General features: G+C 68.4%; 11 protein-coding genes and 1 riboswitch. Of the genes, 8 read left to right on the top strand and 3 right to left on the bottom strand.

Annotated features, from left to right (window positions below):
- Positions 1–49 precede the first annotated feature (49 nt).
- The 8 genes from ACFORO_RS02210 (at position 50) to ACFORO_RS02245 (ending at position 12844) form a co-directional block, all read left to right on the top strand.
- Positions 50–883, top strand: a complete 834-nt coding sequence (locus ACFORO_RS02210) for an enoyl-CoA hydratase-related protein (RefSeq protein WP_377868841.1) — start codon at positions 50–52, stop codon at positions 881–883.
- Positions 880–1491 (top strand): acetoacetate decarboxylase family protein, encoded by a 612-nt coding sequence (locus ACFORO_RS02215; RefSeq protein ID WP_354738457.1) that lies wholly within the window; start codon positions 880–882, stop codon positions 1489–1491. Before ACFORO_RS02210 ends, ACFORO_RS02215 begins: the two co-directional genes overlap by 4 nt.
- A gap of 216 nt (positions 1492–1707) precedes the next feature.
- Positions 1708–4689 carry a ribonucleoside-diphosphate reductase subunit alpha gene (locus ACFORO_RS02220; protein WP_377868840.1) on the top strand — a complete coding sequence of 994 codons (2982 nt, stop codon included), beginning with the start codon at positions 1708–1710 and terminating at the stop codon, positions 4687–4689.
- A gap of 14 nt (positions 4690–4703) precedes the next feature.
- Positions 4704–5777: a ribonucleotide-diphosphate reductase subunit beta gene (locus ACFORO_RS02225; RefSeq protein WP_344267107.1), complete on the top strand. Its 1074-nt coding sequence runs from the start codon at positions 4704–4706 to the stop codon at positions 5775–5777.
- Positions 5778–5934: 157 nt separating this feature from the next.
- A riboswitch (cobalamin riboswitch) is annotated at positions 5935–6147 on the top strand.
- Between the two features lie 102 nt (positions 6148–6249).
- On the top strand, positions 6250–8523 hold the full coding sequence (gene metE, locus ACFORO_RS02230) for a 5-methyltetrahydropteroyltriglutamate--homocysteine S-methyltransferase (protein ID WP_377868839.1): 2274 nt from the start codon (positions 6250–6252) through the stop codon (positions 8521–8523).
- 291 nt (positions 8524–8814) lie between these two features.
- On the top strand, positions 8815–10218 hold the full coding sequence (locus ACFORO_RS02235; RefSeq protein WP_377868980.1) for a cytochrome P450: 1404 nt from the start codon (positions 8815–8817) through the stop codon (positions 10216–10218).
- Positions 10219–10464: 246 nt separating this feature from the next.
- Entirely contained in the window at positions 10465–12318 is a 1854-nt protein-coding gene (locus ACFORO_RS02240; RefSeq protein ID WP_377868838.1) for a diguanylate cyclase domain-containing protein, read from the top strand.
- A 67-nt stretch (positions 12319–12385) separates the two neighbouring features.
- Positions 12386–12844 carry a peroxiredoxin gene (locus ACFORO_RS02245; protein ID WP_377868835.1) on the top strand — a complete coding sequence of 153 codons (459 nt, stop codon included), beginning with the start codon at positions 12386–12388 and terminating at the stop codon, positions 12842–12844.
- A gap of 114 nt (positions 12845–12958) precedes the next feature.
- Here the strand turns inward: ACFORO_RS02245 and ACFORO_RS02250 are convergent, their stop codons facing one another.
- The 3 genes from ACFORO_RS02250 to ACFORO_RS02260 all read right to left on the bottom strand — a co-directional run bounded on the left by ACFORO_RS02250 (position 12959) and on the right by ACFORO_RS02260 (position 16112).
- Positions 12959–13483: a GNAT family N-acetyltransferase gene (locus tag ACFORO_RS02250; protein ID WP_377868834.1), complete on the bottom strand. Its 525-nt coding sequence runs from the start codon at positions 13481–13483 to the stop codon at positions 12959–12961.
- A gap of 74 nt (positions 13484–13557) precedes the next feature.
- Positions 13558–14748, bottom strand: coding sequence for an LCP family protein (locus ACFORO_RS02255; RefSeq protein WP_377868833.1), 1191 nt, complete (start codon positions 14746–14748; stop codon positions 13558–13560).
- A 110-nt stretch (positions 14749–14858) separates the two neighbouring features.
- The gene (locus ACFORO_RS02260; RefSeq protein WP_354738434.1) at positions 14859–16112 is read right to left on the bottom strand and encodes a cyclopropane-fatty-acyl-phospholipid synthase family protein; all 1254 of its coding nucleotides are present in this window, start codon (positions 16110–16112) and stop codon (positions 14859–14861) included.
- Between the last annotated feature and the right edge of the window lie 27 nt (positions 16113–16139).

The following is a 16139-nucleotide window of genomic DNA, read 5'->3' on the forward strand; positions in this document are numbered from 1 at the left end:
CCGTTATTGACACATTGAAAACAAGGCTCCGGCGCCCTACCGTCCTCCCATGGACTCCTACGCGGAGATCGCCTACGAGGTCGCGGGCAAGGTCGCGACCGTCCTGCTGGACCGGCCCGAGGCCCGCAACGGCTACACGACCCGGATGGCCGACGAACTCGCCCACGCCCTCGACCGCGCCGACCGGGACGAGGACGTCCGCGCGGTCGTGCTCGGGACCACCGGCAGGGATTTCTCCGTCGGGGCCGATCTGTCGTCCGGCGGGTTCGACTTCGGCGACCGTCCGCCGGACGACTGGCAGGAACCCGCGGGCCGCGTCTCGAAGCGGATCTTCACCATGAACAAGCCGGTGCTCGCCGCGTTGCGCGGGGCGTCGGTCGGCGCGGGGATCACCATCACGCTGTCCTGCGACTACCGGTTCGCCTCGACCGACTCCAAGTTCGGCTTCGTCTTCACCCGCCGCGGGATCTACCCCGAGGGCGCGTCCGCGTGGTTCCTCCCCCGCCTCGTCGGGATGGGCGCGGCCGTCGACTGGATGGTCAGCGGGCGGCTCTTCGGACCCGACGAAGCGCTCCAAGCCGGTCTCGTCCACCAGATCCACGATCCCGAAGACGTCCTGAGCCAGGCCCAGGCAAAGGCGCGGGAGATCGCCGAGACCACCGCACCGGTGGCAGTCGCGGTCACCCGCCAGCTGCTCTACCGGATGGCCTCGGCCCCGTCGCCGTTCGACGTCCACCAGGTGGACTCGAAGCTCATCTCCCAACTGGGCTCGAACCCCGACGCCGTCGAAGGCATCGCCTCGTTCTTCCAGAAACGCCCGCCGGAGTTCCCGTTGCGCGTGGACCGAGATCTGCCGCCGTATCTGCCGTGGACCGGCGAATGACCGAGTACCCGCCCGAACCGTGGCACCTCGCCGCCGACGCCTGCATCTCGATCTGGCGCGTGCCGGTCGACGAGCTGCCCGCGCTGCCCGACGGTGCCGAGCCGCTGCTCCTCGGCAACCAAGCCGCCGTCTTCACCGCCTGGATCGACTACCTCGCCTCCGGTCAGCTGAGCTACCACGAACTCCTCTCCTGCGTCGCCGTCCGCGGCCGCGGGCTCGCCGCGTCGATCACCGACATCTGGGTCGACAGCGAGGTCTCGCGCGCGGGCGGGCGCGAGCTATGGGGCATCCCCAAGGAACTCGCGGCCTTCACCTTCACCGGCGGGCGCACCTTCACCGCCGCGACCTCCGACGACTGGATCGCCACCGCCGCCTTCACCCCGCGCGTCGGGCTCCCGATCGCCCTCCCGGTACGCTTCGAGATCGCTCAAACCCGAAACGGCAGCCCGCTGCGTACCCCGGTCGAGTGGCGCGGGAAACCCCGCGCGGCGGCCGCCGACTGGTCGGTCAACCCGGCCGGGCCACTGGCCTGCCTGGCCGGGAAACGGCCCGTGGCCAGTGCGGCACTGGGCGCCACGAAGCTCCGCTTCGGATCTTGCCCTCGGTGATCGGATAACCCGCCAGGGTGAGAGTGACACGCCATACCTTGGGGCGCGTGCGAGCCCGAACCCCAAGATGTAGTCTCTGGGAACCGGCAGCCCCCAGCGACGGGGAGACCGCTTGACGAGGGCGGCCGGGCTGTTTCGACGAAACCGCAGCGCATGGCCTTGACCGGCTGTGTGCCGCTCGAACGCGCCCATTTCGAGGAACTGTTGGAGACACGCATGTCAGTGGAAACCGGTCAGCGGCCGCCGTCGGCGGCGGAGGGGGCCCCGAGCGCGGTCCGCGTCATCCGGCGGGACGGAAGCGTCTCGCCCTTCGACGCGGGCAAGATCTCGGTGGCGCTGACCAAGGCCTTCCTCGCGGTCGAGGGCGGCGACGCCGCCGCGTCCTCCCGCGTGCACCACGTGGTCGCGGAGCTGACCGGGCAGGTCGAGGCGGCGCTGCTGCGCCACACCGGCCCGGAGACCGCGCTGCACATCGAGCAGATCCAGGACCAGGTCGAACTCGCCCTGATGCGCGGCGGGCACCACAAGGTCGCCCGCGCCTACGTCCTCTACCGCGACGAGCGTTCGAAGGCCCGCGAGGCCGCCGCGCCGGCGTCGACCGAGGTCGCGCTGAGCGTCAAGAGCGCCGACGGAACGCTCCGCCCGCTCGACTGGGCGCGCGTTTCGCACGTCGTCGGCGAGGCCGTCGCCGGGCTCGAGGACGTGTCCGCCGAGCCGGTGCTGGCCGAGGCCAAGCGCAACCTCTACGACGGCATCACCGCCGACGAACTCGCGCTCGCGCAGATCATGGCCGCGCGCGTGCTCGTCGAGCAGGAGCCGAACTACTCGTTCGTGTCCGCCCGGCTGCTGCTGGACAAGCTGCGCGGCGAAGCGCTGAGCTACCTCGCGCAGAAGCCGCGTCAGGCCAGCCAGGACGAGATGGCGGACGAATACCCGGCGTACTTCCGCGCCTACCTGCGCCGCGCGGTCGAGCTGGAACTGGTCGACGGCGAGCTGCTGGGCTTCGACCTGGACAAGATCACCGCCGCCATTCACGCCGAGCGCGACCTCGACTTCGGCTTCCTCGGCCTGCAGACGCTGTACGACCGGTACTTCCAGCACCACAACGGCGTGCGGTTCGAGCTGCCGCAGGCGTTCTTCATGCGCGTCGCGATGGGCCTGGCGATCCGCGAGGACGACCGCGAAGCCCGCGCCATCGAGTTCTACGAACTGCTGTCGACGTTCCACTTCATGGCGTCCACCCCGACGCTGTTCAACAGCGGCACCAACCGCGCGCAGCTGTCGTCCTGCTTCCTCACCACCGTGGACGACGACCTGGACTCGATCTTCCAGGCGTACAAGAACAACGCGCTGCTGGCCAAGTACTCGGGCGGCCTCGGCAACGACTGGACCCCGGTCCGCGGCCTCGGCGCGCACATCAAGGGCACCAACGGCCAGTCCCAGGGCGTCGTGCCGTTCCTGAAGATCGCCAACGACACCGCGGTCGCGGTCAACCAGGGCGGCAAGCGCAAGGGCGCGGCCTGCGCGTACCTGGAGACCTGGCACGTCGACATCGAGGAATTCCTCGACCTGCGCAAGAACACCGGCGACGACCGGCGGCGCACGCACGACATGAACACCGCCAACTGGGTCCCGGACGAGTTCCTGCGCCGCGTCGAGGCGAACGCCGAGTGGACGCTGTTCTCGCCGAACGAGACGCCGGACCTGCACGACCTCTACGGCAACGCGTTCGCGCAGCGCTACCGCGAGTACGAGGCGGCCGCCGCGCGCGGCGAGATCAAGGTGTTCCGCAAGGTCCGCGCGGTCGAACTGTGGCGGCGGATGCTGACCATGCTGTTCGAGACCGGCCACCCGTGGATCACCTTCAAGGACCCGTGCAACCTGCGCTCGCCGCAGCAGCACGTCGGCGTCGTGCACTCGTCCAACCTGTGCACCGAGATCACGCTGAACACGAACACCGAAGAGGTCGCGGTCTGCAACCTCGGCTCGGTGAACCTGCTCAAGCACGTCACCCCGGAAGGGCTCGACACCGAGCGGCTCGAGAAGACCGTGCGCACCGCGGTGCGCATGCTCGACAACGTGATCGACATCAACTTCTACACGATCCCGGAGGCGCGGCGTTCCAACCTGCGCCACCGTCCGGTCGGCCTGGGCATCATGGGCTTCCAGGACGCGCTGTTCGAGCTGGGCGTGCCGTTCGCGTCCGCCGACGCGGTGAAGTTCGCCGACACCTCGATGGAGCACCTCTCCTACTACGCGATCTCGGCCTCGACCGATCTCGCGCAGGAGCGCGGCCAGTACCAGACGTTCGAGGGTTCCTTGTGGAGCAAGGGAATCCTGCCGATCGACTCGATGCAGCTGCTCATCGACGCCCGCCAGGGCGACGGCCTCGACGTCGACACCTCGACGACGCTGGACTGGGCCCCGCTGCGCGAGCGCGTCAAGACCGTCGGCATGCGCAACTCCAACGTGATGGCGATCGCGCCGACCGCGACGATCTCCAACATCTCGGGCGTCGGCCAGTCGATCGAGCCGCTGTTCCAGAACCTGTACGTCAAGTCGAACATGTCCGGCGACTTCACCGTCGTCAACCCGCACCTGGTCAAGAGCCTCAAGGCGCGCGGCCTGTGGGACGAGGTCATGGTCAGCGACCTGAAGTACTTCGACGGCAGCCTCGGCCAGATCGACCGCGTTCCGGACGACCTCAAGGCGCTGTACGCGACGGCCTTCGAGATCGAGTCGAAGTGGATCGTGGACGCCGGTTCGGTGCGGCAGAAGTGGATCGACCAGGCGCAGTCGCTGAACCTGTACATCGCGGCGCCGAGCGGGCGCAAGCTCGATGAGCTGTACCGCTACGCCTGGCACAAGGGCCTCAAGACCACGTACTACCTGCGGGCGCAGTCCGCGACGCACGTGGAGAAGAGCACCCTGCGCGGCACCGACGGCAAGCTGAACGCCGTCTCCGCCACTCCGGCCCCGGCCGCTCCGGCTGCCGCAGCCCCCGCCGCGGCTCCCGCTGCCACGCCGTCGCCGTCGCCGTCGCCGTCCGCCGCGGTTCCGGCCGTCTCCCCCGGACCGTCGCCTGCCGCAGCTGTTCCCGCGGAGCCGAAGGAGATGCCGAAGACCGACGTCGACTTCGTCGCCACCGAGGGCGCTGCCTGCCGGATCGACGACCCCGACTGCGAAGCCTGCCAGTAAGGAATCCCAGAACCATGACGAACGTGGAAACGACGGACGCGACCGGCCTCGGCGAGATCGAGGTCGGCGCGGCCCGGATCAACGTCGACGACAAGCGCATGATCAACGCGCGGGCCGACGTCAACCAGCTGCTGCCGATGAAGTACCGGTGGGCGTGGGACAAGTACCTCGCGGCGTGCAACAACCACTGGATGCCGACCGAGGTCGCGATGCAGGCCGACATCGCGCTGTGGAAGTCGCCGGACGGCCTCACCGAGGACGAGCGGCAGATGCTCAAGCGCAACCTCGGCTTCTTCGCGACGGCGGAATCGTTGGTGGCCAACAACATCGTGCTCGCGGTGTACCGGCAGATCACCAACCCGGAGTGCCGCCAGTACCTGCTGCGCCAGGCCTTCGAGGAGGCCGTGCACACGCACACCTTCCAGTACATCTGCGAAAGCCTCGGCCTGGTCGAGGGCGAGCTGTTCAACATGTACCGCGAGGTCCCGTCCATTTCGGACAAGGACGCGTGGGCGCTGAAGTACACGCAGAACCTGGAAAACCCGGACTTCGAAACCGGCACGCCGGAAGCCGACCAGGCGTTCCTGCGCGACCTCGTGGCGTTCTACGTGATCTTCGAGGGCATGTGGTTCTACACCGGTTTCGCGCAGATCCTGTCGCTGGGCCGCCGGAACAAGATGGTCGGCATCGCCGAGCAGTACCAGTACATCCTGCGCGACGAGTCGATCCACCTGAACTTCGGCATCGACTGCATCAACCAGATCAAGATCGAGAACCCGCACCTGTGGACCGAGGAGTTCCAGGCCGAGATCCGCGGAATGCTGCAGGACGCGTGCGAGCTTGAGGTCAAGTACGCCCGCGACACCATGCCGCGAGGCATGCTCGGCCTGTCGGCTGACCTGTGCGAGCAGTACATGCACTTCATCACCGACCGCCGCGCCCAGCAGATCGGCCTGACCCCGATCTACGGCGAGAACGAAAACCCGTTCCCGTGGATGTCGGAGGCGATGGACTTGAAGAAGGAGAAGAACTTCTTCGAGACCCGCGTCATCGAGTACCAGTCCGGTGGAGCGCTCGACTGGGACTGATCCCGAACCGCTGAAACTCGGCCACGCTCTGGTTCGCCAGGGCGTGGCCGAGCCGCGTTCCGGCAAGCCGCGCTCAGAGCACCGTGACGATCCCGCACTTCGGGACGCCCGCCCGGATTGTGCCGCGCACCGGCCGCAACCGCTAAGCTCGGTCCCGCCACTGGTTCGCCTGTGCGGGGCCGAGCTTTTTCGCGCGGCCCCGCACAGGCGAGGCAACAGGGAACCCGGTGCGATTCCGGGACTGCCCCGCAGCGGTAAGTGGGAACGAAAGCTGTCACCGCGAACGCGGTAAAGCACTGGGCACCAGCCCGGGAAGCGACAGCCAGTAGGCACGAGCGCCACGCCCACGAGTCCGAATACCTGCCAATGGCACGCACGCCGACGGCGTGCGTGAGTCCGGGCCTCGCGGGAAGGGCACCGACCGAAGCACAGCGTTCACGCGTGCCCGGACTCTTCCGGCGAGCACGTGAGGATGCATGCTGTGAACACGATCGGCACCACAGTTCTCGGTTACCCGCGCATCGGCCCAGCCAGGGAGCTGAAGCGAGCCCTCGAGGCCTACTGGGCAGGCACCACCACCGAGGAAGAACTCCAGACCACCGCCCGACGACTGCGCGAACAAACCTGGACAACCCTGCGCGACCAAGGCCTGGACTCAATCCCCTCCAGCACCTTCTCCTTCTATGACCAGGTACTGGACACCACCGCCCTCTTCGGCGCGCTGCCGGAACGCTTCACCCGCCTAGGGCTCTCCCCCCTGGACACCTACTTCGCCGCCGCCCGCGGGGTCCCAGACGCCCCCGCGCTGGAAATGACGAAGTGGTTCGACACCAACTACCACTACCTCGTCCCGGAACTGGGCCCGAACTCCCGGTTCGCCCTCACCGGCACCACCCCGATCGACGAGGTACGCGAAGCCCGCGCCCTAGGCATCACCCCGCGCCCGGTACTCGTCGGCCCGGTCACCTTCCTGCTGCTGGCCAAGGCAACTGAGCCCGGATTCAGCCCGCTGGAACTGCTGGACGAACTGCTGCCCGCATACGCCGAACTGCTGAGCGAACTGGCCGACGAAGGCGTCGAGTGGGTCCAGTTGGACGAACCAGCATTCGCCGCAGACAGGGCGACCTCGGAGTTCAACGCCCTCACCCGCGCATACCACTGGCTGGCCAAGGAAAAGCACCGACCCAAGCTGCTGGTAGCCGGATACTTCGGCGGACTGGGCCGAGCACTGGGCGTACTGGCCCGCTCCCCCATCGAAGCGTTGGCCCTCGATCTGGTAACCGATGCATCCTTTGTGGACAAAGCAGCAGCAGAAGGAGCATTGCGAGACAAGGAAGTACTCGCCGGAATCGTGGACGGCCGAAACATCTGGCGCACCGACCCCGACGTAGCACTGGCCCGCGCCGCACAACTAAAAGCCACCGCGGCACACGTAAGCGTATCGACGTCGTGCTCCCTCCTGCACGTCCCTTACGACGTGGAAGCAGAGACAGATTTCAACCCACGCGTGAAGAACTGGCTAGCCTTCGCACAACAGAAGGTGGACGAGGTTGTCCTGCTCGGCCGAGCGTTGAACGGCGAGAACGTCGACCTCAACCCGGCGCGGGCCGCCGTCGCCGACCGAGCCAGTGCTGAGGAGCTCAACGACGCCGGCGTCCGGGCGCGCGTCGCAGCGCTCCAACCGGAAGACACCGTCCGCATCCCATACCTAGAACGCGCTGCAGCACAACAAAAATCCCTGAACCTCCCCCCGCTACCCACCACCACCATCGGTTCCTTCCCCCAAACAAGCGAAGTCCGCCGAGCCCGGGCCGCCCACCGCACAGGCAAACTCGACGACAACGCCTACCGCACCGCGATGCGTACCGAAATCGACCGCGTAGTGCGTTTGCAGGAAGACCTAGGCCTGGACGTCCTCGTCCACGGCGAACCGGAACGCAACGACATGGTCCAGTACTTCGCCGAACAACTCACCGGATTCGCCACGACCGACTTCGGCTGGGTCCAGTCGTACGGATCCCGATGCGTCCGCCCGCCGATCCTGTTCGGCGACGTCTCCCGCCCGAACCCCATGACCGTCGGATGGACCCAGTACGCGCAAAGCCGCACCGACCGTCCGGTGAAAGGCATGCTGACCGGCCCAGTGACAATCCTGGCCTGGTCATTCGTCCGCGACGACCAACCACTGACCGACACCGCACGCCAAGTCGCGCTGGCAGTCCGGGACGAGGTCGCCGACCTGGAAGCCGCCGGAATCCGCGTCGTGCAAGTCGACGAACCAGCATTGCGCGAACTGCTCCCGCTGCACGCGGCGGACCGCGAGGCGTACTTCGACTGGGCCGTGCCCGCGTTCCGCCTGGCCACCTCAGGCGCGGCGGCAACCACCCAGATCCACACCCACATGTGCTACTCGGAATTCGGCGACGTACTACCCGCGATCGACGCCCTCGACGCCGACGTCACCAGCATCGAAGCCGCCCGCTCGAAAATGGAGGTACTCGCCGACCTGAACGACGCAGGCTTCGCCCGCGGCGTCGGCCCCGGCGTATACGACATCCACTCACCACGCGTGCCGGACCAAACCGAACTGACCAGCCTGGTGCGCACAGCACTCAGCGCAGTTCCGGCGGAACGCCTGTGGATCAACCCGGACTGCGGCCTCAAGACCCGCGGCTACGCCGAGGTGGAACCAGCACTGCGACACCTGGTCGGCGCGGCCCGGGAACTGCGCGCCGAACCTCGCTGACCCCGCCGGTGCCGGGCGGCGAAAGACCAGCCGCCCGGCACCGCCCCGAGGATCACCCGAACGGCAGCCCCGCAAGGTATTGTCATGTTGTCAATAACAGGGGACCGTGGACGCGACCGATACCCTTGCCGGGAGGTGGTCGTCATGGCGGACGTGACCGGAAAAGCGGGAATCCCGACGACTGGCGGCGCGCTCGGCCGGGCCGCCCGGGTAGGTCCCGACGCGCTCGGCACCCTCGCGCACGCCGGGAGCGACGGCGTCACCCGGCTCTCGGAGAACCTGCGCGGCCGGATGCCGCCGCTGACCGCGATCCCGTTGCCGCGCAAGGTGGACGAACGCTGGCTCGGTGCGCGCTGGCCGGTCCGCGAACTCGCGACTCCCCCGGCGGGCAGCGGCCTGAAGCCCATCCTCGGCGACGACGGACCGCCGTTGATCGGCCACACGCTCGACGGGATGAGGTTCGGTCTCGACTTCAGCCTGCGCCGCTTCGAGCAGTTCGGCCCGGTGTCGTGGATGGGCGTGTTCGGCCAGCGGATCGTCACGCTGTCCGGGGCCGACGCCACGCAGGCCGCGCTCGTGAACAAGGACAAGGCGTTTTCCCAAGAGGGCTGGAAGTTCTTCATCGAGCGGTTCTTCGAGCGCGGGCTCATGCTGCTCGATTTCGGCGAGCACCACCTGCACCGCCGGATCATGCAGGAGGCATTCACCCGCGACCGGCTCCGCGGCTATGTCGCGCAGATGGGCCCGGCGTTGCGCGAAGGCGTCGCGGCGCTGCCGTCCGGCCGTCCCCAGCTGTATTGGGCGTTCAAACAGCTGACGCTGGACGTCGCGACGCAGGTTTTCATGGGCATGCGCTCCGCCGCCGACGCCGAGCGCATCAACCGCGCGTTCGTGGCCGCTGTGCGCGCCGGTACCGCTGTGGTGCGATATCCGGTGCCTGGCGGTCGCTGGGCCGCGGGTTTGCGCGGCAGGCGGGCGCTGGAGCGCTATTTCGGCGAGAACCTGGCGGCGAAGCGCGACGCGGACGGCGACGACCTGTTCTCCGCGCTCTGCCACGCGACCTCCGAGGACGGCGACCGGTTCAGCGACGCCGACATCGTCAACCACATGATCTTCCTGATGATGGCCGCGCACGACACGACCACCATCACCGCCAGCGCGATGGCCTACTACCTCGCGAAACACCCGGAATGGCAGGAGCGCGCCCGCGAGGAGTCGCTGCGCCTCGGCGACGACCTGCCGGACCTCGAAGCGCTGGAAAGCCTCGAAACGCTGGACCTCGTCATGAAGGAGGCGCTGCGGCTGCGCGCGCCGGTGCCGTCGCTGGCCCGAAAGACCACAAAGGACACTGCCGTCCTCGGCCACTACCTGCCGGAAGGCACGATGGTCGCGGTTTCGCCGACGCTGAACCACTACTCCCCCGAGCACTGGACCGATCCGCTGCGCTTCGACCCCGAGCGGTTCGGCCCGGACCGCCGCGAGGACAAATCGCACCGGTTCGCGTGGATGCCGTTCGGCGGCGGCGCGCACAAGTGCATCGGGCTGCAGTTCGGCGGCCTTGAGGTCAAGGCGCTCATGCACGAGCTGCTGCGGGCGCACCGCTGGTCGGTGCCCGAGGACTACGTCGCCAAGTGGGACTACGTCTCGCTTCCGGTGCCCGCCGACGGGCTCCCGGCCCGCCTGGCCTATCGTTGACGGCCGCCGAGCGGGACAGAAAGGTCGACAGCTGGAGACAAAACCACAGTACAGGCCACCTTCGTGTACTCAAGGTGACTTGATGTCACCAGTTGTGTAGTGCCCATCACTCGTTCAGCCGGTAGACACCCTGTTAGGTCCGTGATGCCGTGGCATCACTTGCGGCCAACTCGTACCCAGTGTGGGTCCTCGGACCCTCCGCACCGGGCCTGAGCTGGTCTTTGTCCGCGTATGAAGAGGTGGAGTGTGCCGGAGCCTGGTGCCACGCCAGGGTTGGTCGACGTCGCGCGCAAGTACGCGGCGGCGCTGACTGACACCAACGGAGTAACGCTCCCTCCCGCCGAGGTGGAGCGGATCCTGCTCGACTTCGCCGGCGAGGTCGCCGAGCGGCCCGAGGACACCGGCGCCACGCGCCGGTTCACCGCGCTCTTCTCCTCCGCGCCGATCGGCATCGCGCTCACCGGCCCGGACGGCACCGTCGTCGAGGCGAACGCCGCGCTGGCCCGGCTGCTCGGCACGTCCACGATCGAGTTGCGGGACAAGCACATCGCCGATCTCGGAGCCGGCCCGCAGGATTCCGTGCGGCTGCGCTCCGCGCTCGAGGGCCTGCCGCTCACCGCCGACGGCCGCCGGGCCGTCCAGAGCGTGCAGCTCGGCCACAGCCTCGACGGCGAACTCACCACGAACGTCACGCTCGCGACGCTGCCCGGCGACCGTCCCGGGACGTACTTCCCGGTGTTCATGGCGGCCGATGACGACGACCTGCACCTGCTCGGCGAACGGCTGCGCCACCAGAACCTGCACGACCCGCTCACCGGGCTGCCCAACAGCGCCGCGTTCACCACCCGGCTGGAAACCGTGCTCGGCTCGAGCGGCACCGACGAGATCGCCTTGCTGTACCTGGACATCGACGGGTTCAAGGTGATCAACGACGGGCTCGGCACCGGCATGGGCGACCTCGTGCTGAAGGCGATCTCACGGAAGCTGGAGGCGGTGTTCACCGGCCAGTACGACGGTTACGTCGCCCGGCTGTCCGGCGACGGGTTCGCCGTGATCCTGCGCGGGTCGGAACTGAACTCGCAGAAGACGGTCGTGCTGGCCGACCAAGTGCTGGAAGAACTCAGCGAGCCGGTGTACGTCGACGGACACGGCATCGGCGTCAGTGCGAGCATCGGGATCGTCGTGCGCCCGGCGCACGAGAGCAGCCACAGCGAACTGCTGCGCGCGGCCGAGCTGGCGCTGCACCGTGCCAAAGAGGCGGGCAAGGCGCAGTGGATGGAGTACGACCCGCAGAAAGACAGCGATAATCGCAACCGTTACCAGCTCGGCGCCGTGATCGCCGGCGCGCTGGAGAACGGCGAGTTCTCGCTGATCTACCAGCCGACGGTCAAGCTCGCGAAGCCGGACGAGATCGCCGCGGTGAACGCCGGTCTGCTCTGGAGCCACCCCGAACGCGGCGAACTCGGGCCCGAGGAGTTCTACCCGCTCGCGCAGACCACCGGCATGACCGTGCCGCTCGGCAAATGGCTGCTGCAGGAATCGCTGGGCGCGACCGCGCGCTGGCGCGACCAGTACGGCCCCGCCGCGCCGGACGTCTGCATCCGGCTGCCGAAGCGCCTGGCCATCGACCCGGATCTGGTGCTGCTGGTCAAGAACCAGCTCGACCGGCACCACCTGCCCGCGCGAGTCCTGCGGCTGTGCACCGACCGCGCGTCGATGTTCGACGACGACGGCGAGGTGCTGGACTCGTTCACCGTGCTCGCCGACCTGGGCGCGCAGCTGGTGCTCACCATCTCCGGATCGTCCGACCTGGAACTGATCCCGCGGTACCGGCTCCCGGTCAAGCACGTGATCCTCAGCGGCCCGGTCATCGACGCACTGGCCGGTCCGGACCCGGCGGAGACCGACGTGCGGCACCTGTCGCAACTGGTCACGCGAGCCAAGGAGCTGGGCCTGCGCATCGGCGCGGAGGGCGTGCGCGATGACGACCACGCGGACCGCCTGCGGGAACAGGGCGTCCTGGCCGCGAGGGGTTCGTTCGTGGCAGAGTCCGCGACCGGCGACGAGGTCGACGAAATGATCGCCCGGCACGCCAGCTGACCCATCCGCCGCCTGCCCGGCGCCGAACTCCCGGGTACGACGACCTTTCTGGAAGGACCCCTCCGCGATGCAGCCTGGCGACCTCGCCCCCGACTTCACCCTCCCCGACGACCAGGGCGTCGAACGCACCCTGTCGGCACTGCTCGCCGACGGCCCGGTCGTGCTGTTCTTCTACCCGGCCGCGATGACGTCCGGCTGCACCGCCGAAAGCTGCCACTTCCGGGACCTGGCCGCGGAATTCGCGGAGGCGGGCGCGCAACGCGTCGGCATCAGCCCGGACGCGGTCGGCAAGCAGCGCGAGTTCTCCGCCAAGCACGATTTCGACTACCCACTGCTGTCCGATGTGGACGGTTCGGTGGCGAAGCAGTTCGGCGTGTGGCGAAAGATCCTGCCCCTGCACACGAAACGGCAGACGTTCGTGATCGCGGAAGACCGGCGGGTGCTGGACGTGATCAAGAGCGAACTGAACTTCACGGCGCATGCTGATCGGGCGTTGAAGGTGCTGCGGGAACGCGCGGACGCCTGACCGGCACCACCCGGAAATCCCGCCCGGCGCGCGACGCGGACGTCCGTGAGGGGAACCCTGAGGGACTCTGATTCCCTCGGGGTTCCCCTCACGGACTTCTGCGGCAGCGGGCGCTTACACGGGCCGCTCAAGCCGCCAAACCACATTCACCCCGCTGCAAGCCGACGGAATGCGCCCCTCCGCTGGTTCCTCCCCCACCCGGGAAAACCCCAGCCGCACCGGAACCGCGCCGCTGCGGGCATTTTCCGAATCGTGCTTGATCAACACAAAAGTGGCGTCCAGCCGCCAAGCCAAAGCAACCAGCAACGCACTCGCCCGCGTCACAAAACCCTTGCCAGTCTGGGTTTTCGTGAGCCAGTACCCGATCTCCCACCCGTCACCACGACGCATCAACCCGCAACTGCCCGCCAGTTCGTCATCCGGCGTGTAGATCGCGTAGTTGTATTCCTCGCCGCTCTCCCATTGCGAGGCCACGCGCGTCAGGAACTCGTCTCCCTTGGCCTCGTCGTAGCCGTCGATCGCCCAGGGCATCCACGCGGACAGGTGGTCCAGGGATCCCACGACGGCCGCCACCTGCGCGTCCCGATGCTCCTGGCGCCAGCGAACGAGGGTGACCACACCGTCGGTGAGAGTGTCCATGCGAGCCATCCTGACAGCAGAAACGGCGGCAGGCTCGCGAATTTCGCGAAGCTGCCGCCGTTTCACAAGCCCAGTCAGTGCATCACGACGTCCGGAGGCACCTCGGTGTCGTTCTTCAGCGCGTCGAACAGCTGCCCGGACTTCTTCTTGTCCCAGTGCTGCGCCGACGCGTCGGTGATCGGCATCGTCGTGGTCGTGACGCCGTCGGAGGAAATGCCGCGCATCGCGATCGCCAGGCCGGCCAGGTTGTGCACGTGGTCGCCGGTGTCCATGGTCAGCGCGTCCGGCGCGGAACCCAGGAGCGGGAAGAAGTCGAACGGGTTCAACAGGGTCCCGGGGCTGGCGATCTGGCTGACCAGCGCCCCGATGAACTTGCGCTGGTTCGCCACCCGGTCGAGGTCCGAGCGCGGCGTCGCGTCGGCGTGCCGCATCCGGACGAAGCCGAGCGCCGAGCGTCCGTCGAGCTTCTGGCAGCCCGCCTTGATGTCGATGCCGGTCATCGGGTCGTTCATGTCCTTCTCGATGCACATGTCGACCCCGCCGATCGCGTCGACGATGTTCGCGAACCCGCCGAAGCCGATCTCCGCGTAGTGGTCCATGCGCAGCCCGGTGGCCTGTTCGACCGTCTGGACCAGCAGTTTCGGCCCGCCGAGCGCGAACGCGGCGTTGATCTTGCTCGTGCCGTGGCCGGGGATCTTCACCTGCGAGTCGCGCGGCAGGCTCAGCAGCGTCGGTTTGGTCGAATTGTCCGGGATGTGCGCGATCATGATCGTGTCGGTGCGCTGCCCGCCCGCCTCGCCGGTGTCACCGGTGGCCAGGCGCTCCTCGTCCGCGGCGGACAGGCCCTGGCGGCTGTCCGACCCGACGATCAGCCAGTTCGTGCCCGACGCCGCGGCCGGGCGCCCGGAGTAGTCGGCGATCGCGTCCACCCGGTTGATAGTGAACTCCAGATACGCCCAGACCGCGCCGAGGAACAGCACGAACACGATCAGCAGCGTCATCAGGATCTTGCCGACGCTCCACCGGCGGCGACGGCGCGGCCGCGGCTGCTGGCCCCCGTACTCCGGCGGGTCCTGCCGCGGCGGCACGGGCGGCGGCGGGGCCTCGCCGCGCGCTCCCATCGGCCGGGTGCGGGCGTCGTAGGGGCTTTGCCCTCTGCCCGGCAGCGGCATCATCTGCGCCCGCTGCTGCTGGCGCGGGCGTGCGGGGGGCTGCGGTGGGCCGGGCGGCATCCGCCGCCTGCCGTCGTCGCCTCCGTACGTCATGGGCCTGTCTCCCCGATCCGGTGGTGCGTGGCCGCGCAGGCTCCTGCGCGGTCCTCCTGCGGTGGACGTGCGGGACCCTACGCGGGTTGTCCCGGCGGGGAGAGACGGCCTCAGCGCGGGTCGGCGAACCCGAACTGGTGGACCTTCAGATGCCCCGACCGGAACCCGGCCTCGGAGTAGGCGAGGTAGAACTCCCACATCCGCCGGAACACGTCGTCGAACCCGAAGCCGCGGATGTCGTCCCAGCGCTGCTGGAAGCGGTCCCGCCACAGCTTGAGCGTGCGGGCGTAGTCCTGGCCGAACTCGCGCATCCCGGCCAGCTTCAGCCGGGTGTTCTCGCGCATCCCGTCCTCGATCGCCTGCACCGACGGGATGATGCCGCCGGGGAAGACGTACTTGTGGATCCACGTGTAGGACTTGGCCGAGGCCAGCATCCGGTCGTGGTCCATGGTGATCGCCTGCAGGCCGAACTGCCCGCCGGGGCGCAGGCGCTTGCCGATCGTGGAGAAGAACGTCGGCCAGTAGGACGCGCCGACCGCCTCGATCATCTCCACGCTGACCACCGAGTCGTACTCGCCGGTGGCCTCGCGGTAGTCGCACAGCCGCACGTCGACGCGGTCGGAAAGGCCCGCTTCGGCGATCCGGGCGTCGGCGAGCACCTTCTGCTCCTGCGAGATGGTCAGCGACGTGACCTTCGCGCCGCGCGAGGCCGCGCGGATGGACAGCTCGCCCCATCCGGTGCCGATCTCCAGCACCTCGCTGCCTTTGCGCACGCCGGCGTAGTCGAGCACGCTGTCGAGCTTGCGGTGCTGCGCCTGGGTGAGCGTGTCCCCGGGGCCGAACAGCGCCGAGGAGTACATCATCGACTCGTCCAGGAACGCGCTGAACAGGTCGTTCGACAGGTCGTAGTGCCGGTGGATGTTCGACCGCGCGCCCTCGACGGTGTTCTCTTCCTCGGACGGCTGCATGCGCTCGGCGATCCGGCGGAACCGCTGCAGGAACGGCGGCACGAGCGTGGCCAGCCGCTCGGCGAACGGCGTGAGGACGCCTGCCAGGTCGTCCGCCGTCCAGTCGCCGACCAGGTACGCCTCGCCGAAGCCGATCTTCGCGTCGGCCCCGAGCCGGTGGAAGAACGCCGCGGGCCGGTGGATGCGCATCTCCGGCGCGTCCGGGCCGCCCGCGCCGAGCACGGTGCCGTCCGGGAACGTGACGCGCACGTCCAGCGATTTCACCGCGTGCCGGAACAGCGCCTCGGCCGCGCGCGCCCGCAACGGCGAGTGCGGCGGCGTGGCGAGACCGGGCCATCGGGATTCGCCGGGCACCGGCTGCGAGACCACTGTCGGATCGACTCGTGACGTGGACAAGACACTCCCTCCGAACGGGCTTTCGAG

It is taken from the genome of Amycolatopsis halotolerans (assembly GCF_042647905.1).
In the GTDB taxonomy this organism is placed as follows: domain Bacteria; phylum Actinomycetota; class Actinomycetes; order Mycobacteriales; family Pseudonocardiaceae; genus Amycolatopsis; species Amycolatopsis halotolerans.

What these genes read in the sequence shown, in the direction of transcription:
- ACFORO_RS02210 (WP_377868841.1), top strand. Translation starts at nt 50, where the DNA reads ATGGACTCCTACGCGGAGATCGCCTACGAGGTCGCGGGCAAGGTCGCG.
- ACFORO_RS02215 (WP_354738457.1), top strand. Translation starts at nt 880, where the DNA reads ATGACCGAGTACCCGCCCGAACCGTGGCACCTCGCCGCCGACGCCTGC.
- ACFORO_RS02220 (WP_377868840.1), top strand. Translation starts at nt 1,708, where the DNA reads ATGTCAGTGGAAACCGGTCAGCGGCCGCCGTCGGCGGCGGAGGGGGCC.
- ACFORO_RS02225 (WP_344267107.1), top strand. Translation starts at nt 4,704, where the DNA reads ATGACGAACGTGGAAACGACGGACGCGACCGGCCTCGGCGAGATCGAG.
- metE (WP_377868839.1), top strand. Translation starts at nt 6,250, where the DNA reads ATGCATGCTGTGAACACGATCGGCACCACAGTTCTCGGTTACCCGCGC.
- ACFORO_RS02235 (WP_377868980.1), top strand. Translation starts at nt 8,815, where the DNA reads ATGCCGCCGCTGACCGCGATCCCGTTGCCGCGCAAGGTGGACGAACGC.
- ACFORO_RS02245 (WP_377868835.1), top strand. Translation starts at nt 12,386, where the DNA reads ATGCAGCCTGGCGACCTCGCCCCCGACTTCACCCTCCCCGACGACCAG.
- ACFORO_RS02250 (WP_377868834.1), bottom strand. Translation starts at nt 13,483, where the DNA reads ATGGACACTCTCACCGACGGTGTGGTCACCCTCGTTCGCTGGCGCCAG.
- ACFORO_RS02255 (WP_377868833.1), bottom strand. Translation starts at nt 14,748, where the DNA reads ATGACGTACGGAGGCGACGACGGCAGGCGGCGGATGCCGCCCGGCCCA.